The organism is Streptomyces sp. P6-2-1 (assembly GCF_050613165.1).
Classification (GTDB): Bacteria; Actinomycetota; Actinomycetes; order Streptomycetales; family Streptomycetaceae; genus Streptomyces.
On sequence record NZ_CP192513.1, the window covers coordinates 2728258 to 2747734 of the forward strand.

The window sequence follows — 19477 nt, forward strand, 5'->3', positions numbered from 1 at the left end:
CGCGGGGCGCCGGGGGCGCGGCGGGCGCGGCGGACGGCGACACGGCGGGCGCGGTCGGTGCGGACGACGCCGAGGATACGGCGGAGGATACGGCGGACGCCGCCGCCCCCGCCCGCGCGGCGGGCCCGCCCCTCACGCTCACGCCCTTCCCGCCCCTCACGCCGCCAGCGCGAAGTACCCGAACCCCGCCGCCAGCACCCCCACCGCCACCGCGCGCACCGCCCCCGTCCGCTTCCACGGCTCTTCCAGCGGCCTCGCGTACTTCGTGATCACCACGAGCAGCCCCGCGAAGAGCGGCATCCAGGCGAGCCGCGCGAGCACCCAGCCGACCGTGACCGGCGCGGTGGTGAGCCCGGGAATCGCGCCGAGGAAGGCGCCCGGTATCGCCGCCGCGAGCATCGCCGACTGGTGCCAGCACAGGATCGTCATCGCCGACAGGTTGACGAGTACGACGGGTGCCCACAGCGCGGGCCGCCGCAGCGCCCGGGCCAGCCGGTCGTGCAGCAGGATCGCCGCGCCCGACTGGGCGGCGGCGAGCGCGAGGACGAGGAGGGACGGCGGGTGCGAGTTGGTACGGGCCTCGCCGGGGACCCCCACCATCGACACCGGGTAGTGGAAGGCGAGCAGGAGCGTCGCGAAGAGCGCGGCGCCCCCGAGGAGGAGCAGCCAGGCCCCGCGCCGTCCGATGCGCCGGCCGGCCCAGGAGACGCCGAGCTGGTAGGCGAACATCCAGCCGGGGAGCAGGTTGAGCAGGCTCAGCCACGAGGGCATGGCGTCCCCGTACGGCCCGTACCGCAGGAAGTCGACGACGGCGACGGAGCCGATGAGCGGCAGCGCGGCCCACGCGCCGAGCCGTGCGGAGGCGCGGACGCAGTACGGCGTGAGGGCCGTGATGACGGCGTACACGCCGACGAACCACAGGGGTTGCACGACCAGGGTCGCCGCGGTGTGCAGCGTGTCGGCCGGGACGCGGAGCCCGTAGTGGAGCAGCGGGAGCAGCAGCGCCCAGACGGCCGTGACGCCCAGGAGCGGGCGGCCCAGGCGCCGGACGCGGCCGAGGGTCCACTGCCGCGCGGAGCCCTTGCGGCGCCGGTACGAGAGGTACGAGGCGTGGCCGCCGACCAGGAAGAAGATGCCCAGCATCTGGAGCACCCAGCTCGCGGGGGCGAGGCCGCCGAACGTCGCGAGCGGGCTGGCGTTGTGGAGTCCGCCGCCGCCGTCGCGCGTGAGGCCCCCGACGAGCCAGTGCCCCGCCGGGACGGCGAGGAGCGCGAGGGCGCGCAGGCCGTCGAGGGCGCGGTCGCGGTGGGCGGGGGTGTGTGCTTCGATGCGGGCGGCGGCGCGCGTGAGTGTCCTCATCGCAGCTCACCTCGCGCGATGGCGCCGAACGCGGTGAGCGTCGAGGTGCCCGGGGTGAAGTACGCGTCGTGCGCGGGGACGTCGGTGGCGGGCAGGACGCGCGCGCCGAAGCCGGGCGAGGTGGGGTCGGGGCCGTGGCCGGCGCCCAGGAACTCGACGTGCGGGATGTGCGTGATCCAGTCGTGCGGGGACTCGGCGGCCCAGACGCGGGCGCCGGTGCGGAGCGCGGCGACGTCGGCGGCGCGCATCCCTGGCGAGCCCATGACGGCGAGGTCGCGCGCGTCGGTGCGGGAGGCGGCGAGGCCGCAGACGACGGAGCCGTAGCTGTGGCAGAAGAGGGCGGGGTCGGGGAGGCCGACCGCGTCCAGCCCTTCCGTGAAGCGGGTGAGGCGCTTGGCCCCGGCCTCGGCGAGGCGCCCCGTGGCGAGGTCGATGCCGATGCCGGAGGGGGTGGTGTACCCGGCCCAGGCGATGACGGCCGTGTCCTCACCGGCCGCCTCGCGCAGATCGGTGGCCCACCGGTTCAGGCGCCCGAACGTGGAGACGTCGATGTCGGAGCCGGGGACGACGACCGCGACGTGCGTGGCCGTGTCCAGGTCGCCCGCGACCTGCGCGATGAGCCCGCGCCCGCGCGGGTCGTACGCGAGCACGTGCGGCCCCGCGGCGGCGTTGGCCTCGTACCGGAGTGCCACGGGGGCGCCGTCCAGGTTGCCGACGACGGTCGGGTGGGCCGCGACGAGCCGGTGCCGCTCGGGCCCGCTGAGCCCGGCGAAGAAGGCGGCGACCTCGGCGGGGCTCGCGGTGGCGGGGTCGGGGAGCGGCCTGCCGAGCGAGTCGTCCGCCAGCCAGGCGGCCGTGCCAGGGGGCGGGCCGCCCGGTACGGCCTCACTGCTCGCCGACGCCCACCCGGCGGCGCCGCCGACCAGGGAGAGGGCCATCAGGGTGGTGAGCAGGATGTTGGCGAGCGTCGTCCTGAGGCGGCGTGCGGTGCGGAGGCGCGCCGCGAAGGCTGGTGCCGTGTCAGGACCTGCCACATCTGCCACGCCATGCCCCGCCACGCCTGCCACACCATGACCTGCCACGCCTGCCACGCCCGCCACACCATGACCTGCCACGCCTGCCACGCCTGCCACGTCATGATCTGCCGCGTCATGACCTGCCGTGAGCTGCCGCATTCCCCCGTCTCCTTCCGTCCCGTCCGTCGTGACGAGGGGAAGGTAGGAAGAGGGTCTGCGGCCGGGCATCACACCGGGGAGCCACCTCCCGGGGGTACGGGGGTACCGCACGGCGGCCGCGGACGCTACCCCGGTAGGGGGCGGCGCCCGGCGCCTCGCGGGCGCACCGCCCGCCCCGAAACGGCAACTCGCCGTGCGTCACGTCCTCTTGACCCTCCTCGCTCCCCGCCGAAGAATGACCCGCTGACAACGTTGTCCAGCGCCTGGAGGGCATCCCCCACATGTCATGGCCTCATCGATTCCGCAGGCGGGGCGCGGTCGCGCTGCTCGCAGGAACGCTCGTGGGCGGTGTGCTCCTCGCGCCCTCCGCGCGGGCGGACGCCGGGCCGCCGGCGCCCGCGCGCGAGCACCTCACCGACCTGGTCAATCCCTTCATCGGCACCGAGAACGAGGGGAACACCTATCCCGGCGCCGCGGTCCCCTTCGGCATGGTGCAGCTCTCCCCCGACACCGGCCACACGACCGGCTACGACTACCAGCAGGACCACATCAGGGGCCTGAGCCTGACCCACATCTCGGGCGTCGGCTGCGGGCTCGGCGGCGATCTGCCCGTACTGCCCACGACCGGGGACATCACCGAGACGGACGACGCGAAGTACGCCTCCGCGTACAGCCACGACGACGAGGAGGCCCACCCCGGGTACTACCGGGTCGGGCTGAAGACGTACGGCACGCAGGCGGAGGCCACGGCGACCGAGCGGACCGGCAAGCAGCGGTACACCTTCCCCGCGACGGACAAGGCGAACGTCCTGCTCAACGCCGGGCAGTCGCTGCACCGGACGGTCTCCGCCGAGGTCGAGGTCCTCGACTCGCGCACGGTCCGCACCGCCATCACCGGCCGGGGCTTCTGCCAGGACACCGTGCCGTACACGGTCTACACGATCACGCGTTTCGACCGGCCCTTCACCTCGTACGGCACGTGGGCGGACGGCAAGGTGACGGCGGGCTCGGCGTCCTCGGCCGCGCGGGAGGGCGGCAACGGCGCCTACGTGCGCTTCGACACCCGCAAGGACCGTACGGTGGAGGCGACGACCGCGCTGTCGTACGTCGACGCGGCGGGCGCTGCCCGCAACCTCAAGGCGGAGGGCGGGAGTTCCTTCGACCGGGCGCGCCGCGCGGCCGACGCGACGTGGGAGAAGCGGCTCGGCACGGTCGCGGCGCGGGGCGGTGACGAGACGCTGCGCCGCACCTTCTACTCCTCGCTCTACCGGTCATTCCTCGCTCCGAACCTGGGCGGCGACGTGGACGGCCGCTACACCGGCTGGGACCAGAAGAAGCACCGTGCGAAGGGCTTCACGTACTACCAGAACTGGTCGTTGTGGGACACCTACCGCACGCAGACCCAGCTCCTGTCGCTGCTCGCGCCGCGCGAGGCGCGGGACATGGCGCTGTCGGTGCTGCGCGTCGGCAAGGAGAGCGGCTGGCTGCCCAAGTGGGGGTACGGGACGGTCGAGACGAACATCATGACGGGTGACCCGGTCACCCCGTTCCTGACCAACGCCTACCAGCAGGGGCTGCTCAAGGGCCACGAGGAGGAGGCGTACCGAGCGCTCAGGAAGAACGCCGACGGGGTGCCTCCCGCGGACTCCCCCGCGGTCGGCCGCGAGGCCAACGCCCCGTACCTGAAGGACGGTTTCGCGCCGTACATCAAGGACCGCCCGCACGCCAAGCCCGGTGACTCGGACTTCGACCACGGCGGTTCGGCCACGCTCGAATACGCCCTGTCCGACGCCATGCTGAGCCGGATGGCGAAGGACCTCGGGCACGACGCGGACGCGCGCCGCTACGCGGAACGCGCCCAGAACTACCGGAAGATCTTCGACCCCTCGACCGGCTTCTTCCGCTCCCGCGACGCCTCGGGCGCCTTCACGGGCCCCGCGGACCCGGCGCGGAGCGAGGGCTTCCACGAGGGCACGGCGTGGCAGTACCAGTGGCTGGTGCCGCAGGACCTGCCCGGCATGATCGGCCTGATCGGCGGCCAGGACGCGGCCCGGCAGCGCCTCGACTCCTTCTTCGCCTACGACCAGCTCGTGGCGGACCCGGCGGGGACGGCGCGCGAGGTGTGGGTCAACGGCCCGTACGACTACTACAACGCGGACAAGTACAACCCGCAGAACGAGCCCGACCTGATCGCCCCGTACACGTATCTGTCCACGGGGCAGCCGTGGAAGACCACCGACGTCGTGCACGCGGCGCTGACGCTGTTCACCGACACACCGACCGGCATGACGGGGAACGACGACCTCGGCACGATGTCCGCCTGGATGGTGCTCTCGGCGATCGGCGTGTACCCGGTGCAGCCGGGAACGGCCACGTGGAGCCTGTCGACGCCCGTCTTCGACCGGGTCGACCTCACGCTGGACAAGCGCTACTACCCGGCGGGCCGCTTCACGGTCACGGCGCCGGGCACGTCGGCGGAGAAGCGGTACACGCAGTCCGTGCGGCTCGACGGCACGGACTGGGACCGTACGTACCTGACGACGGACGACCTGCGCGCGGGGCGGCGCATCGACTTCGCCGTGGGCACGGACCCCTCGGCGTGGGGAACGGCGCCGGGCGACGCGCCCCCGGCGGTGACGCCCTCGCAGCCGTAGCGGCGGCAGGGACCGCGCGGGGGCGGGTCCACCGGCAGCGCGCCGGTGGACCCGCCCCCGCGCGTTGGCCCTACTCCTCCTCCGCCGCGTCCGCGCTCCCCTTCGCCGCCTCCGCGCGGCGGATCGCGTCGCGGTAGGCGCGGGCGGAGGCGCGCAGGGACGCCTCCGGGTCGACGCCCGCGGCGTCGGCGCGGGCGGCGAGGGCGAGGAGGGCGGGGCCCCAGTCGGCGCCCGGCTCGGGCACGGGCACGGGGAGCCCCGCCGTACGGGCGCGTGCGGCGAGCTTGGCGGCCAGGGAGAGCGCGGGCTGGGCGAGCGGGATGCCCTCGGTGACGGAGGCGCGCTGCTTCTCGTCGGCCTTGGCGGCGAGCCACAGCGTGCGGACCTCGTCGGGGGTCTCGGCGCGCTCGTCGCCGAAGACGTGCGGGTGGCGGCGGATCAGCTTCTCGACGAGCGCGCCCGCGACGTCGTCGACGGAGAAGGGGTCCTCGGTGTCGTCCTCGGCGATACGGGAGTGGAAGACGACCTGGAGGAGGACGTCGCCCAGCTCCTCGCGCAGCTCGTGCCGGTCCCCGTCCTCGATCGCCTCGACCAGCTCGTAGACCTCTTCGAGCGCGTACTTGGCGAGGCCCTCGTGCGTCTGGCGGCTCGACCAGGGGCAGTCGAGCCTGATGCGGTCCATGACCTGCACGAGGTCGATGAGGCGGGCCCCCGGGAGGTCGTACGAGGCGGGCAGCAGCTCCAGTTCGGGCATGGCGTGCCGCCCGGAGCCCGCGAGCGAGGCGAGACGGTCGGTGAGCTTGTGCTCATCGGCGCCCTCGCCCGCGACGACGACGACCGTGGAGCCGTCGGCGCAGGCATCGACGAGTTCCTCGGCCGGGGGCACCGTCGCCTCGACGGAGACCCCGGCCTCGCGCAGGTACGGAAGCTGGGGGTGCTCCGGGTCGGCGCACAGCACGCGCGCGGCGCCGCGCAGGGTCTGCCAGGCGCGCCAGGACAGCAGCCCTGGCGCGACCCGGTGACTCGTGGTCAGCAGGACGATGCGGCCTGTGCCCCTGCTGTCCCCGGGGCTGTCGGGGCGGTCTTCCTGGCCGTTTCCGTGGCTGGTTTCGTTCACCACGGCAACGTAACGCAGGCGGGGCCGCGTCCTCCGTCAGCCCTGACCCGTTTCGGCGCCGGCCCCTTCGGCTGCGCCCGCGTCGGCGCCCGCGTCGGCGCCCGCTCCCTCGCCCGCGGGGACGCGGCTCACCTGGCGCAGCCAGGCCGGGTCGGCGTCGGCGCGCGTGGCCTTGGCCGCGTCCCACGTGCCGTAGCGCGGGTTGACGTCGACCTTGAGCTTCTTGGCGGTCGCGGAGAGCGTCTTGTCGACGGTCGCCTTGCCCTCGGGACTCGACGGGTCGGCGCCGAGCGCCGCGTACAGCTTCTGCTCGGCGATGTTCTCGCGCAGGGCGTCGTCGAGGCGGGACGGCGGGACGCCGTAGCGGGTCAGCCACTCGACCTTGAGGCCCTGTTCGCCGCCCGCTTGCTGAGTGAGCTGGGCGCGGGCGTTCTGGACCTCGGCGCGGCTGACGGTGACGCCGTTGTCGGCGGCGGCGCGGGCGACGACGCGATCACGCACCATGCTCTGGAGGGTGGGGCGGGCGAGGCTGCCGCTGCCCGAGATGATGCGCTCCGACGTCTGCGCGTCGGAGCTGAGTTCCCTGACGGCGTCGTGGAGTTCGCCGACGCGGTGCTGGAGCTGCGCCTCCGTGATCCGGGTGCTCCCGACGACGGCGGCGGCCCCCGGGTGCGGAGTGCCGCCGCAGGCGCTGAGCAGCGGGGCGGCGGCGAGGGCGAGGGCGGACAGGGCGTATGTCGTGGTGCGGCGAGTGGGGCGGCGGTGCAAGGTGGGCCTCCCTGCGAGCAGTTTGTGCGTCGGTGCACAAAGTCCGGGGTCGATCGTAGGAGGTGGCCCGGCGCAGGGCCACCACCTTGGAGCAACGAGTCGGGAGGGGAGGGCGGTACGGGGGCCTTCGGGGCGGTACGGGTACCGGGCGCCGTGCCCCCCCCCACGGAGCGTCAGCCCCGCGCGGCCCCGGCCGTTCCCCGGACCACCCGGACCACCCGGACCACCCCGACCACCCGCCCGTCCGGACCACCCCGCCCGTCCGGACCACCCCGCCCGCCGGACCGCCCCGCCCTCCCGGGTGCGCGCCAGGTCCCGCCTCACCTCGCCCTGAAGCGCGCCGGGGCCTCCGTCGGCGCTGTGCCCTCGGGGAGCTTCTGGTCGGGGCAGGTCGTGAGGACCTTCCTCATCGCGGCCTTCTCGGCGGCCGTCACCCACAGCCCGTACTTGACCTTCACGGCGACCTGTCCCGCCACGTACGTGCAGCGGTAGCTCTTGTTCTCGGGGAGCCACGTCGCCGTGTCGCCGTCGCCCTTGCTGCGGTTGGGGCCCGCGCTCACGGCGAGGAGGTTGAGCGGGTCGTTGGCGAGCGCTATCCGCTTGCTCGGCCCCCACTTCGCCGCGCCCTTCTGCCAGGCGTCCGAGAGCGAGACGAGGTGGTCGATGTCTATCTTGCTCGCGCCGCGCGTGAAGGTGACGTCCTCGCCGGAGTACGGGTCGTCGTTGAGCACGCCGCTCGCGATGACGCAGTCCCCGGTCTTGAACTTCACGTCCTTCAGGTCGCGCTTGAGTATGTCGTTGCGCGTGTCGCAGTGGTTGGAGTCCACGTCGGCCCACGCCGAGCCGAACTTGCTCCGCTCGTAACCGGTCTTCGGGGAACGCCCCTTGACCGTGAGCCCGTCCACGGCCTTGAGCGCCGAGCCCTCGGCGGCGGGTGCCTCGCTCGCCGCGCCCCCCGGGTCCGCCTCCTCGATGCCCGAGCACCCCGCCACCACGAAGAGCGCCGCCGCCACACCGAACGCCCGCCCCGCCCCGTACCGCCCCATGCCATGCCTTTCCGTCAGCTGTTACCCGCTCATGTGTACCCGGCGCGGTGTCGGCGATGCCCGGCGGGGTGGGGGCGGTCGGCGCACGGGCCCGCAGCTCACGCGCGCACGGCCGCAGTTCACACGCGCACGGCCGCAGTTCACCCGCGTACGGGCCCGGAAGCGCGCCCCGCCCGTCCACGCGCCCCTGCCTCCGCGGCGCCTCCGCCGGCTGAAGGCGGCCCGCCCGCCACGCCGGGTGGAGTCCCGCGAGCGGCGGGGCCGCGGCGACCGTCGCCGGGTCATGTGCCGCGCCGGGCGCGCGGCGGGCCGGTCCCTCCGGGGGGCGAGCGCCTCGTGCGCGATCTGGCGGGAAGCGCCGGGGCGCGTCTCGATGAGCACCCGCGTGACCGCCGCGCCGGGGCGCCCCCCACCTGATCCGCCGTGCGGTCCGGATCGCTCGACGACGTGGCCTCCCCCGCGGCCGCCACCACGCGGGCACCCCGGCCCGCAGGGCCCGGCGGGCCGCCCGGGACCGACCGGGCAGGTTCCCCTCCGCCCCCGCGCACGATCAGTAGGGTCGGCCGCATGACTGTGCACCGGATGGACAACGTCGCCGTCGTCGTCGACGACCTCGCTGCGGCCGTCGCCTTCTTTCTCGCGCTCGGGATGGAGCTGGAGGGCGAGGCGGAGATCGAGGGGCCCTTCGCGGACGACATGCTGGGGCTGGAGGGGGTACGCAGCGCCATCGCGATGATGCGGACCCCGGACGGCCACGGCCGCCTGGAGCTGACCACGTACCGCCACCCGGCCGCGATCGAGTCCGCGCCGCCCGCGCCCCACACGCTCGGCCTGCACCGGGTGATGTTCGCCGTGGACGACATCGACGACACGATCGCCCGCCTGCGCCCGCACGGCGCCGCGCTCATCGGCGAGGTGACGCGGTACGAGGACAGCTACCGGCTGTGCAATCTGCGCGGCCCGGCGGGCATCATCGTGGCGCTTGCCGAGCCGATCGGCTGAGGCGACGAGCCGCACGCGGCACCCCGGGCGACGGTGCCGGAACGGCCACCCCGCACACGCGGCCGCCCCGCGCCCACCGCCCCGCGCACGCGGCCACCCCGCACACGCGGCCGCCCCGCGCCCACCGCCCCGCACGCCCGGACCGCCGCCCCGCCCCGCACGCCCGGACCGCCGCCCCGCCCCGCACGCACGGACCGCCGCCCCGCCCCGCACGCCCCCGCGGCCACCCGCACGCCCCCGCAGCCACCCGGCCCCGCGCTGCCGCCCCCTACGACCCCACGATCGACGTCAGGAACTCCCCCACCCACGCGAGCAGTTCCCTGTTCGCGAGCGGCTTCCCGCCGATCTTCGCCGTCTTCGGGCGCGGCACGAGCGCCGACTGCTGCGCGGGCTTGAGCACCGTGCCCGGGTAGAGCCGGTTGAGCCGCAGTTCCTGCGACTCGCGCAGCTCGGGCAGCGGCGCGAAGCGCACGTTGTTGCCCTGGAGGACGATCTCGCCGACCCCGCAGGCGCGCGCGAGCAGCCGGAGCCCGGCGACGAGAAGCAGGTTCTCGACGGGCTCGGGCAGCGGCCCGTACCTGTCGGTCAGCTCCTCGCGCACCGCCGTGATGTCCTCCTCCGACGTGGCGGCGGCGATCGCGCGGTACGCCTGGAGGCGCAGCCGCTCGCCCGGGGCGTACTCGTGCGGGACGTGCGCGTCCACCGGGAGTTCGATCTTGACCTCGGGCGGCAGCTCTTCCTCGGCCGTCCCTTCGAGCTGCGCCCGGTAGTCGGCGACGGCCTCGCCGACCATGCGCACGTACAGGTCGAAGCCGACGCCAGCGATGTGCCCGGACTGCTCGCCGCCGAGCAGGTTGCCCGCGCCGCGGATCTCCAGGTCCTTCATCGCGACGTACATGCCCGCGCCCATCTCGGTGTGCTGCGCGATCGTCGCGAGGCGTTCGTGCGCGGTCTCGGTGAGCGGCTTCTCCGGCGGGTAGAGGAAGTACGCGTACCCGCGCTCGCGGCCGCGCCCGACGCGCCCGCGGAGCTGGTGGAGCTGGGAGAGGCCGAAGTTGTCGCCGCGCTCGACGATGAGCGTGTTGGCGTTGGAGATGTCGATGCCCGATTCGACGATCGTGGTCGAGACGAGCACGTCGAACTTCTTCTCCCAGAAGTCCACGACGACCTGTTCCAGGGCCTGTTCGCTCATCTGCCCGTGCGCGGTCGCGATGCGCGCCTCGGGGACGACGGCGCGGAGCCTGGCCGCCGCCCTGTCGATCGAGTCGACGCGGTTGTGGATGTAGAACACCTGCCCCTCGCGCAGGAGTTCGCGGCGGATCGCGGCGCCGATCTGCTTCTCGTCGTAGGGCCCGACGAAGGTGAGGACGGGGTGCCGCTCCTCGGGCGGGGTGGTGATCGTGGACATCTCGCGGATGCCCGTGACGGCCATCTCCAGGGTGCGCGGGATGGGGGTGGCGGACATCGTGAGCACGTCCACGTTGGCGCGCAGCTTCTTCAGCTGCTCCTTGTGCTCGACGCCGAAGCGCTGCTCCTCGTCGACGATGACGAGCCCGAGGTCCTTGAACTTCGTCTCGGAGGAGAAGAGGCGGTGCGTGCCGATGACGAGGTCGACGGAGCCGTCCCGCAGCCCCTCCAGGGTCGCCTTCGCCTCGGTGTCGGTCTGGAAGCGCGAGAGCGCGCGGATCGTGACGGGGAACTGCGCGTACCGCTCCGAGAACGTCGAGAAGTGCTGCTGCACGAGGAGCGTCGTCGGGACGAGCACGGCGACCTGCTTGCCCTCCTGGACGGCCTTGAAGGCGGCCCGTACCGCGATCTCCGTCTTGCCGTAGCCGACGTCGCCGCAGATGAGGCGGTCCATCGGGACCGTCTTCTCCATGTCGGACTTGACCTCGCTGATCGTCGTCAGCTGGTCGGGCGTCTCGGCGTACGGGAAGGCGTCCTCCAGTTCGCGCTGCCACGGCGTGTCGGGCCCGAAGGCGTGCCCGGGCGCGGCCATGCGCGCGGAGTAGAGCTTGATGAGGTCGGCGGCGATCTCCTTGACGGCCTTCTTGGCGCGCGCCTTCGTCTTCGTCCAGTCGGCGCCGCCGAGCCGGTGCAGCGTGGGGGCCTCGCCGCCCACGTACTTCGTGATCTGCTCCAGCTGGTCGGTCGGGATGTAGAGGCGGTCGCCGGGCTGGCCGCGCTTGGCGGGCGCGTACTCGACGACGAGGTATTCGCGCGTCGCGCCCTGGACCGTGCGCTGCACCATCTCGATGTAGCGGCCCACGCCGTGCTGCTCGTGGACGATGTAGTCGCCGGTCTCCAGCGTGAGCGGGTCGATGGACTTGCGGCGGCGCACCGGCATCCGGGCGCCTTCCTTGCCCGCGGCCTTCTGCCCCGAGAGGTCCGTCTCGGTGAGGACGGCGAGCTTGCGCGCGGGGTCGATGAAGCCGTGGTCGATGGAGCCGCAGGAGACGTGCACGACGGCGGGCGAGATCGCGCCGATGTCGGGATCGAGGCGGGCCGGGATGCCCTCGGTGCCGAGGACTTCGGCGGTACGGGACGCGGGGCCCTGCGCCTCCGTGACGTACACCGTGCGCCAGCCCTCGCTGACCCAGCGCTTCGTGTCGGCGAGGGCGCGCGCGGTGTCGCCCCTGTACGTCTCGGGGGCGTGCATCGCGAGGCTGATCGTGTCGCCGTCCAGCTCCTCGTCCACGGCGAACGGCGAGACGGACCACCACGGCGTGCCGAGGTCGTGCACGGCGTGCTCGCGCACGTCAGCGAGCGACCACAGCGAGGCCGCGCCGACGTCGATCGGGGCCTCGCCGCCCGTGGCGGAGGCGGCCCAGGAGGCGTGCAGGAACTCCTGGCTCGTCGCGACGAGGTCGGTGGCGCGGGTACGGACCCGCTCGGGGTCGCACACGAGCGTCATCGACCGCTCGGGCATGACGTCGAGGAGGAGTTCCATGTCATCCACGAGGACGGGCGCGAGGGATTCCATGCCCTCGACGGCGATGCCCTCGGCGATCTTGCCGAGCAGTTCGTGCAGTTCGGGGTGTTCCTCGGCCAGGACGGCGGCGCGGCGGCGTACCTCGTCGGTGAGGAGGAGTTCGCGGCAGGGCGGGGCCCAGAGCCCGTACTCGGAGATCTCCAGGGACCGCTGGTCGGCGACCTTGAAGTACCGGATCTCCTCGACCTCGTCGCCCCAGAACTCGACGCGGAGCGGGTGCTCCTCGGTCGGCGGGAAGACGTCCAGGATGCCGCCGCGTACGGCGAACTCGCCGCGCTTCTCGACGAGTTCGACGCGCGCGTACGCGGCGGCCGCGAGCGCTTCGACGATCTCCTGGAGGTCGGCGCTCTGCCCCTGCCGCAGCGCGACGGGCTCCAGGTCCCCGAGCCCCTTGACCTGCGGCTGGAGCACGGAGCGGATCGGCGCCACGACGACGGACACGGGCCCGGCCTCGGGGTCGTCGGCGTCGGGGTGCGCGAGGCGGCGCAGTACGGCGAGGCGGCGGCCCACGGTGTCGGAGCGGGGCGAGAGGCGCTCGTGCGGCAGCGTCTCCCAGGAGGGGAACTCGACGACGCCCTCGGCGGGGATGAGCGTACGCAGCGCCGCCGCCAGGTCCTCGGCCTCGCGGCCCGTCGCGGTCACCGCGAGGACGGTACGGCGCGCCTCGCGCGCCAGCGCGGCCACGACGAAGGGCCGCGCCGCGGGCGGACCCACGATGTCCGCCTGGGCGCGGTGCCCGTCGCCCGCGGCCTTGACCGCCTCGGCGAGCGCCGGGTCATCGAGTACCGCGTCGAGAAGACCGTGCAGACTCATGAATGCCATCCGTCCTTGGCCGGGGGTCCGTGCGTGGCCCGGGAGGTTGTACGTGGCCCGGGAACAACGGCTCCGGGGCAGCCCGAAAGACCGGCACGGGGTACGGGCCGGGGGTCTTCCAGCGTACGACGCGAGAGCCCGGGACGGGCGGGGCGGTCACCCTCCGTGGGGGGCCGGGCGGGTCGGGTGACGACGGCGGGCCGGGGAGCGGACCGGCGCGGCCGGCGGACGGCGCTCCCCGCACGGACGGGCGCGGGAGGCGAGCGGGCCGCCCAGGAGACCTTCCTCACCCGCTTCGGCGGCCTCGCGGTCCGGCGTCCGCGACCCGGGCGGGCGCGTGGGGGAGTTTTCCGAGGGGTCCCGCCGTCCCAGGGGTCCCGCCGTCCCGCCGCCCTCACACCCCCGAACGGCTCGTCCGCACCGGCGGGCGGCTCGGCAGGACGGCGCCCCCCAAGTGGGCGATCTCGTGGTGGACCAGGTGCGAGAGGGGGTGGGTGTAGGTGGCGGAGAGGGGGTGCCCGGTGAGGGTCGTGGTGGCCACGGTGATGTCGCGGGGGTGACGGTCCGGGGCGCGGGGGGCGGGGTGGCTGGGGCAGGCCATGTAGGACTCGGCCGTCTCGCGGGACGCGGCGGTGACGCGGGGATTGAGGAGGATGACGGCCGGGGCGCCCCAGGGCGGCTGGACGAGGGCCGCCGCGCGGGGGATGCCGATCTGCGGGGCCGAGAGGCCCACCCCCTCGGGGAAGGGGCACAGGCGCAGGACGCGGTCGAGCACCGCCTCGATCGCCCGCACCGTCCTCGTCGCCTCCTCCCGCTCCCTCGGCAGGACGAACTCCCGCACCGGTCGCGCCAGTTCCGGCGCCCCTTCCAGCAGCACCCCCAGCTCACCGATCCGCTCCGGCGCCGGACGCTCCCGCTCGGCGGGCAGACAGCGCCCCCCGTGCCCCTCCCACAGCCCGCACGGCAGCCCCTCCCCCGTCGCGCACGCGCACGGCGGCAGCAGCCTCGCCTGGTACGGGGGCATCTCGCGCGTGAACGTCACCCACACCGCCCCCTCCCGCAACTCCCGCACCCGCCCCACGTGTTCGACGCCGTCGTGCCGTTCGAGCCCGCACCGCGTGCGGCTCGCGGGCTCCCCGCCCACCGTGTGGATGCTCAGCCGCTTCGCGAAGATCCGCATCAGGTGCGGCACGTCCGTCTCCGCGTCGCACCGCACCGTTCCTGCTTCGTCCTCGGGCACGCTCGTCTCCTTCATGGGGGCTCCCGCCTTCCGTTCCGCCGCTTCCGTCCGCACGGAAACCGGTTCGGCGACCAGCTCGTACCAGCCGCCGTCCACGTCCGGGAACCTCGCCCCGAACGGCCCCCCGCCCTCCAGCACCTCCCCCACCGCCGCCTGACCGGCCGCGTCCTCCGCCCACGCCCGCAGCGCCGTCGGCGCGTCCGGGCCCGGTACACACGTCGGCCGTACGAGCGCCCCCGGCGCCCACCGCACGCGCGGCCCAGGATCGAGCCGCACCGCGAGCCGCAGCGCCGTCGCCCGCAGCCACGCCGCGCACTCCGCCGCGCCCCGCGCCTCCCCCGCCGCGAGCACCCACGCGCCCCGCGCGTCCCCGCCCAGCGCCCGCACCGCGAACCCCCGTGCCGTCCCTCGCGCGAGCCGCTCCGGCCGCTCCGCCACCACGCTCACCGCACGTCCCCGCCGTCCCTCGCGGCCCCCACGCCCTCCGCCTCCGCGTGCGAGTGCCGCTTGCGGAGCACCCGGCAGTCCGTCTCGGCCGAGTAGTCACCTCGCGCATGCGCGGCCCGCTCCTCGCGCAGAAGTTCGAGACACCTGGGGCAGTCCGCAGCCGAAATCACGGAACGACGCTCTGAGGCTGTGTTCATGCCTCTACAGTGCGTCACCGGGATGTGAGCCAACAGCCAGAACGCCATGAAGGAAGGGGTAGCCCCATTCCCCGTGGGGGAGCATTATTCAAATCGCAGATTGGAGAGGGGAGTTAGTACGCGTGAGCGAATCCTCTCGGCGAAGCCGGGCCATCGCGGCCTTCGCCGAAGAAGTACGCAGCCAGCGGCAGCATTTGGGGCTTAGTCAAACGGCATATGCCAATTTGCTCAACTTCTCACAGCCGCTGGTCTCGAAAGTGGAGCGGGGCGAGGTACCGGCGAGTCCGGAGTTCGCCAGAGAGATGGACAAGGCGGGCAATACGGCCGGGGTGTATGCGCGACTGCATGACGACTTCTTCCGCCAGGACTATCCGGACTGGTTCAAGCCCTACGCGGACCTGGAACAGAGCGCTGGGGCGATAGTCAGCTACAGCTCGATCCTGATCGAAGGGCTTGCCCAGACCGAGGAGTACGCAGCAGCGGTGTTCCGCGCCGGGCACCCCACCGAGACCGAGGACGAGATCCGAGCCCGCGTCGAACTCCGCCTCCAGCGACAGCAGATCCTCAACCGTAACCATCCTCCACGCCTGTGGATGATCGTGACGGAGAACGTGCTCCGCATGGGCGTTGGTGGTCCGAAGGTCATGCAAGGACAACTCGCCCACCTCTGGCACCTCGCCGAGCGCCCCAACGTCACCCTCCAGATCCTGAGGGCCAGAGACGGGGCGCCTCCCACGCACTTGCCGTTCATTCTTCTCACCGTGGATGGCCACCAAGTGGCTTACTCGGAATCTTGGGTGGGCGGTGGTTCCGTGGATAGGTCACCGGCGACAATCGCAAAGACAGCGGAGGTGTGTGATCATCTGCGCATGACGGCGGCGTCCGCCCAGGATTCGCTGGACCTTCTCCGCAGCATCGCAAAGCAACAAGGAGCAGACGAATGACGAAGAATTCCGCTCGCGCGTGGGTCAAGAGCAGCTACAGCGGTGCTGACAACGGCTCCTGCGTCGAAATCGCGTTCGGCGAGCCTGTCATTCCCGTGCGTGACAGCAAGCGGGCCGAGTCGGGTCCCGTGGTTGAATTCGGTCGTGAGGCGTTCGCCGCCTTCCTCGGGTCCGTGACGACGGACCGTTAAGACGTCGCGTGCGGCCACTCCCCCCTCGGTGGCACCCCCTCCACGCGACCCCGAAGCCCGCTGGGCTCCCCGGACCAGGGAGCACGGCGGGCTTCGCCTTGCGTGCGAGTGGGCATGCTCCAGACCCGTACGCGACCGGAGGGGGCACCCCGATGACGAACGTCCAGTCCCGCACATGGATCAAGAGCAGCTACAGCGGCGGCGACAACGGCAGTTGCGTCGAAATCGCGATCGGCGAGACGGACACCCCGGTCCGCGACAGCAAGACAGCGCCGGCCGACGGACCCGTGATCACGTTCGACCGCGAAGCCTTCGCAACCTTCCTGAACACGGTAAAGACACACTGACGACAACCGCTTGGAGCGGGACACCAGCCCCACGAGGCCGAGCCGCCCCCACCTCCACCCACGACAGCAGCCGCGCGTCGCCCTGCATCCGCATGGACACGCTTCAGACCCGTACGCGACCGGAGGGGACACCCCGATGACGAACGTCCAGTCCCGCACATGGATCAAGAGCAGCTACAGCGGCGCCGACAACGGCAATTGCGTCGAAATCGCGATCGGCGAGACGGACACCCCGGTCCGCGACAGCAAAACAGCACCGGCCGACGGACCCGTGATCACGTTCGACCGCGAAGCCTTCGCAACCTTCCTGAACACGGTAAAGACACACTGACGACAACCACTTGGAGCGGGACACCAGCCCCACGAGGCCGAGCCGCCCCCACCTCCACCCACGACAGCAGCCGCGCTTCGCCCTGCACCCGCATGCACACGCTTCAGACCCGTACGCGACCAGAAGGGACACCCCAATGACGAACAACAAGTCCCGCACATGGATCAAGAGCACCCACAGCGGCGGCGACAACGGCGATTGCGTCGAGATCGCGATCGGCGAGACGGACACGCCGGTCCGCGACAGCAAGACGGCGGCGGAGGACGGACCCGTGATCACGTTCGGGCACGAGGCGTTCGGGACGTTCCTCGACACGGTAAGGACGCGCTGAGCGCTTTCAGTGTTGCCTCTCCGGGGTGAGGACGGTCTTGGCGGGCCGTGTCGGTGCGGACGGCGGTCAGGTCGTGGCACCGGCCCGGCAGGGCCGGGGAGATCCGCAGGACGCTGCCGAAGGGGCCGGTCAGGGCCTGGACCTCAGCACGCGGGCCCGGTGACCGGTCGGCCAAGAGGCTGACACCCGAGGCGGTGCAGCCGTGCGCGGTGTCCACCGAGGCACCGAAGGCCGGGGCTCTCCGGGTGAGGGCGTCGTGCCTGCGCAGGTACCCCGGCCGAGCCGCAGCACGACGGCCGTCACCACCAGGGCAAGCGACGTGCCACGAGCGCCCGTTCCGCTACCCGGCAACCTTGCGGAACAGACCCTCAAGGTCCTGTTCGCCGTCCCGGGTCTGGGCCCCGTGGGCCAGCCCCGCGCCCATGAGCTGTGCCGTGGCGGGGCGGAATACGAGCTGGGCCCAGGCTTCGTCCTCCCGCGCCAGGCCGTCAGAATGATCGCGGGGGACGAGGGTGCGCTTGGCGGCAGCGACGACGCCGCCGGGCAGCGCGGCGATGTTGCGGGCGAGGCGGTCGACGAACCCGTCGAGCCGATCGGCGGGGACGGCTCGGTTGACCCACCCGTACCGCTCGGCGGTCTCGGCGTCCATCAGGTCGGCACCGAGCACGATCTCCAAGGCACGGTTACGGCCGACCCGCTCGGTGAGGTACTGCGTGGCGCCGCCGCCCGGGACGATACCCATGAGGGCTTCGATCTGGCCGAGCCCGGCCCTGCCGATCGCCGCGAACGCCATGTCCGCGGCCGCGACGAATTCGGCTCCGCCGCCGCGCGCCTTGCCCGCGAGCTTGACGATGGTCACCTGCGGCTGTCGGCGCAGCTGCTCCCCGACGGCCTGGAAGACGTTGACGCCGTCCGGCAGGTCGGCCATGAGTCCGGCGAGGGCGTCCGGGGTGGCGGTCATGTCGACGTGGGCGAGGAAGAAGTCCGGGTCCGCGCTGTCGAACACGATCACGCGTACGCTGTCGTCGCCCGCCAGCGCGGCGAGCAGCCGCCGCAGATCGGTCATGACGGCGACGCTCAGGACGTTGACCGGCGGGTTGTCGATCGTGACGTGCGCGACCCCGTCCCTCCGGCTGACCCGCAAGGTCTGGTAGGCGTCATGGCCCATGCTTTTCTCCCAGGTGTCCGACAGGATTCCGGTTCCTGTTGCACACCTACTGTGAAACCGCCTCTGACCTGCGTCAATAACGCACTGTTGGCATCCTAGGGATCGTGGAGGATACCCCCGTCATGACCACTTCCGAGGCCGCCCACCGGGCCGTCGCCGCGCACGACATCGCGTTCCGGTCCGACTGTCCGAGCCGGCCGATCCTCGATCAGATCGCCGACAAGTGGTCGATGATGGTGATGGCGGTCCTGGCCGAACCACTCCGGTTCAACGAGATCAAGCGCCGCCTTGAAGGCATCACGCAACGCGTCCTCACGCAGACCTTGCGGCGGCTCGAACGCAACGGGATGGTCGAGCGCCGCGTACTGCCGACCTCGCCGGTCGGCGTCGAATACTCACTGACCCCCCTCGGCGAATCCCTGCGCGAGCCGTTCGCCCACCTCTACGACTGGACCGTCGCGAACGCCGCCGAGATCCAGGCCCGTCAGCGCGACTACGACCGGCGAACCGCGCGCTGACACCACGACCACGAAGCCGTGACGCCCACCGCCCACGAGCCACCGTCGAGGCCGACAAGCCCGCCTCGCCCCGCCGGAACGACCAGCGCGTGAGGCAGGTCCGTGCCGCAGGACAGAACGCCGACGAAGCCCCCGCGCCGGGACGCCGGACCGAGGGGGCCGATCAGCATCGTCTTGGGCCCGCGTGGGCATGCTCCAGGCCCGTAGGAGGAGAGAAGGGGCACCCCAGTGACGACCGACAAGTCCCGTACGTGGACCAAGAGCAGCTACAGCGGCGCCGACAACGGCAATTGCGTGGAGATCGCGATCGGCGAGACCGTCACCCCCGTCCGCGACAGCAAGACAGCGGCGCAGGGCGGACCGGTGATCGCGTTCGGGCGTGAGGCGTTCGGCGTGTTCCTCGGGGCGGTGGCCACGGGCCGCTGGTGACCGGTCCGGCCGCGCAAGCCGGACCCCTCACGCGTACCCCCGTACCGCCCTCCCCTCACGCGCGCCCCGTACCGCCGGGCCGCTACGGACCCGTGTCCGCCGGGGCCTGGAGCGGTGTGCGGCGGCGCACGCGTACTCGTTCCCGCGCCGGTCCTGCGCCCTCGGCGAGGGCGCAGGACCGGTGCGGACGCGCGGTCCCCGTGGGCAACCCCGGGTAGACCGCGCCGTGTTCGCGAAAACACGGCAGGCCGTCCCCGGTGCAGGGCCCGCACGGGACGGAGGCGCCGCACCCCCTCCCTGACCCTCGGCTTCTCGTCCTCAGCCCGCCGTGGGGTCGTTCCCACCGGGGGGAGCACAGAGCCCCCCTCGGACCAAGTGGCTGGCCAGCGAGCCGGGTTGACCGTGGCG

18 protein-coding genes are annotated in these 19477 nt (G+C 72.9%); 9 read left to right on the top strand and 9 right to left on the bottom strand.

What is annotated here, in order from left to right:
- Positions 1-156: 156 nt before the first annotated feature.
- The gene (locus ACQYWQ_RS11790; RefSeq protein ID WP_431034334.1) at positions 157-1359 is read right to left on the bottom strand and encodes an acyltransferase family protein; all 1203 of its coding nucleotides are present in this window, start codon (positions 1357-1359) and stop codon (positions 157-159) included.
- Positions 1356-2297: an alpha/beta hydrolase gene (locus ACQYWQ_RS11795; RefSeq protein WP_431039152.1), complete on the bottom strand. Its 942-nt coding sequence runs from the start codon at positions 2295-2297 to the stop codon at positions 1356-1358. Before ACQYWQ_RS11795 ends, ACQYWQ_RS11790 begins: the two co-directional genes overlap by 4 nt.
- A 518-nt stretch (positions 2298-2815) precedes the next feature.
- Here ACQYWQ_RS11795 and ACQYWQ_RS11800 point away from each other — a divergent pair.
- Positions 2816-5188: a GH92 family glycosyl hydrolase gene (locus tag ACQYWQ_RS11800; RefSeq protein ID WP_431034335.1), complete on the top strand. Its 2373-nt coding sequence runs from the start codon at positions 2816-2818 to the stop codon at positions 5186-5188.
- A gap of 70 nt (positions 5189-5258) precedes the next feature.
- On the opposite strand, the gene ACQYWQ_RS11805 is transcribed toward ACQYWQ_RS11800, so the two are convergent.
- The 3 genes from ACQYWQ_RS11805 to ACQYWQ_RS11815 all read right to left on the bottom strand — a co-directional run bounded on the left by ACQYWQ_RS11805 (position 5259) and on the right by ACQYWQ_RS11815 (position 8119).
- Positions 5259-6305 (bottom strand): nucleoside triphosphate pyrophosphohydrolase, encoded by a 1047-nt coding sequence (locus tag ACQYWQ_RS11805; protein ID WP_431034336.1) that lies wholly within the window; start codon positions 6303-6305, stop codon positions 5259-5261.
- A 36-nt stretch (positions 6306-6341) separates the two neighbouring features.
- Complete coding sequence (locus tag ACQYWQ_RS11810) at positions 6342-7073, bottom strand: SurA N-terminal domain-containing protein (RefSeq protein ID WP_431034337.1); 732 nt, start codon at positions 7071-7073, stop codon at positions 6342-6344.
- A gap of 320 nt (positions 7074-7393) precedes the next feature.
- The gene (locus ACQYWQ_RS11815; protein ID WP_431034338.1) at positions 7394-8119 is read right to left on the bottom strand and encodes an HNH endonuclease family protein; all 726 of its coding nucleotides are present in this window, start codon (positions 8117-8119) and stop codon (positions 7394-7396) included.
- 567 nt (positions 8120-8686) lie between these two features.
- On the opposite strand from ACQYWQ_RS11815, the gene ACQYWQ_RS11820 reads away from it, so the two are divergent.
- Positions 8687-9121 (top strand): VOC family protein, encoded by a 435-nt coding sequence (locus ACQYWQ_RS11820; RefSeq protein WP_431034340.1) that lies wholly within the window; start codon positions 8687-8689, stop codon positions 9119-9121.
- Between the two features lie 268 nt (positions 9122-9389).
- Here the strand turns inward: ACQYWQ_RS11820 and mfd are convergent, their stop codons facing one another.
- The 3 genes from mfd to ACQYWQ_RS11835 form a co-directional block, all read right to left on the bottom strand.
- Entirely contained in the window at positions 9390-12926 is a 3537-nt protein-coding gene (gene mfd / locus ACQYWQ_RS11825) for a transcription-repair coupling factor (RefSeq protein ID WP_431034342.1), read from the bottom strand.
- 394 nt (positions 12927-13320) lie between these two features.
- Complete coding sequence (locus ACQYWQ_RS11830; RefSeq protein ID WP_431034344.1) at positions 13321-14613, bottom strand: peptide deformylase; 1293 nt, start codon at positions 14611-14613, stop codon at positions 13321-13323.
- Positions 14610-14783 carry a hypothetical protein gene (locus ACQYWQ_RS11835; RefSeq protein ID WP_431034345.1) on the bottom strand — a complete coding sequence of 58 codons (174 nt, stop codon included), beginning with the start codon at positions 14781-14783 and terminating at the stop codon, positions 14610-14612. Before ACQYWQ_RS11835 ends, ACQYWQ_RS11830 begins: the two co-directional genes overlap by 4 nt.
- Before the next feature lie 149 nt (positions 14784-14932).
- Here ACQYWQ_RS11835 and ACQYWQ_RS11840 point away from each other — a divergent pair, with 149 nt between their 5' ends.
- The 5 genes from ACQYWQ_RS11840 to ACQYWQ_RS11860 all read left to right on the top strand — a co-directional run bounded on the left by ACQYWQ_RS11840 (position 14933) and on the right by ACQYWQ_RS11860 (position 16954).
- On the top strand, positions 14933-15754 hold the full coding sequence (locus tag ACQYWQ_RS11840; RefSeq protein WP_431034346.1) for a helix-turn-helix domain-containing protein: 822 nt from the start codon (positions 14933-14935) through the stop codon (positions 15752-15754).
- On the top strand, positions 15751-15945 hold the full coding sequence (locus ACQYWQ_RS11845; protein ID WP_431034347.1) for a DUF397 domain-containing protein: 195 nt from the start codon (positions 15751-15753) through the stop codon (positions 15943-15945). Before ACQYWQ_RS11840 ends, ACQYWQ_RS11845 begins: the two co-directional genes overlap by 4 nt.
- 152 nt (positions 15946-16097) lie before the next feature.
- Positions 16098-16292 carry a DUF397 domain-containing protein gene (locus tag ACQYWQ_RS11850; protein ID WP_431034349.1) on the top strand — a complete coding sequence of 65 codons (195 nt, stop codon included), beginning with the start codon at positions 16098-16100 and terminating at the stop codon, positions 16290-16292.
- Between the two features lie 136 nt (positions 16293-16428).
- Positions 16429-16623, top strand: a complete 195-nt coding sequence (locus tag ACQYWQ_RS11855; RefSeq protein WP_431034350.1) for a DUF397 domain-containing protein — start codon at positions 16429-16431, stop codon at positions 16621-16623.
- A 136-nt stretch (positions 16624-16759) separates the two neighbouring features.
- Positions 16760-16954 carry a DUF397 domain-containing protein gene (locus tag ACQYWQ_RS11860; protein ID WP_431034352.1) on the top strand — a complete coding sequence of 65 codons (195 nt, stop codon included), beginning with the start codon at positions 16760-16762 and terminating at the stop codon, positions 16952-16954.
- A gap of 340 nt (positions 16955-17294) precedes the next feature.
- Here the strand turns inward: ACQYWQ_RS11860 and ACQYWQ_RS11865 are convergent, their stop codons facing one another.
- A complete protein-coding gene (locus ACQYWQ_RS11865; protein ID WP_431034353.1) occupies positions 17295-18122 on the bottom strand; it encodes an enoyl-CoA hydratase/isomerase family protein in 828 nt (275 codons plus the stop codon).
- Between the two features lie 122 nt (positions 18123-18244).
- Between ACQYWQ_RS11865 and ACQYWQ_RS11870 the strand changes: the two genes are divergently transcribed.
- Complete coding sequence (locus tag ACQYWQ_RS11870) at positions 18245-18640, top strand: winged helix-turn-helix transcriptional regulator (RefSeq protein ID WP_431034355.1); 396 nt, start codon at positions 18245-18247, stop codon at positions 18638-18640.
- 228 nt (positions 18641-18868) lie between these two features.
- On the top strand, positions 18869-19069 hold the full coding sequence (locus ACQYWQ_RS11875; RefSeq protein ID WP_431034357.1) for a DUF397 domain-containing protein: 201 nt from the start codon (positions 18869-18871) through the stop codon (positions 19067-19069).
- Positions 19070-19477 lie beyond the last annotated feature (408 nt).

Coding starts and splice junctions, on each gene's coding strand:
- ACQYWQ_RS11790 (WP_431034334.1), bottom strand. CDS start 1,359: ATGAGGACACTCACGCGCGCCGCCGCCCGCATCGAAGCACACACCCCC.
- ACQYWQ_RS11795 (WP_431039152.1), bottom strand. CDS start 2,297: ATGGCCCTCTCCCTGGTCGGCGGCGCCGCCGGGTGGGCGTCGGCGAGC.
- ACQYWQ_RS11800 (WP_431034335.1), top strand. CDS start 2,816: ATGTCATGGCCTCATCGATTCCGCAGGCGGGGCGCGGTCGCGCTGCTC.
- ACQYWQ_RS11815 (WP_431034338.1), bottom strand. CDS start 8,119: ATGGGGCGGTACGGGGCGGGGCGGGCGTTCGGTGTGGCGGCGGCGCTC.
- ACQYWQ_RS11820 (WP_431034340.1), top strand. CDS start 8,687: ATGACTGTGCACCGGATGGACAACGTCGCCGTCGTCGTCGACGACCTC.
- mfd (WP_431034342.1), bottom strand. CDS start 12,926: ATGAGTCTGCACGGTCTTCTCGACGCGGTACTCGATGACCCGGCGCTC.
- ACQYWQ_RS11845 (WP_431034347.1), top strand. CDS start 15,751: ATGACGAAGAATTCCGCTCGCGCGTGGGTCAAGAGCAGCTACAGCGGT.
- ACQYWQ_RS11850 (WP_431034349.1), top strand. CDS start 16,098: ATGACGAACGTCCAGTCCCGCACATGGATCAAGAGCAGCTACAGCGGC.
- ACQYWQ_RS11855 (WP_431034350.1), top strand. CDS start 16,429: ATGACGAACGTCCAGTCCCGCACATGGATCAAGAGCAGCTACAGCGGC.
- ACQYWQ_RS11860 (WP_431034352.1), top strand. CDS start 16,760: ATGACGAACAACAAGTCCCGCACATGGATCAAGAGCACCCACAGCGGC.
- ACQYWQ_RS11865 (WP_431034353.1), bottom strand. CDS start 18,122: ATGGGCCATGACGCCTACCAGACCTTGCGGGTCAGCCGGAGGGACGGG.
- ACQYWQ_RS11870 (WP_431034355.1), top strand. CDS start 18,245: ATGACCACTTCCGAGGCCGCCCACCGGGCCGTCGCCGCGCACGACATC.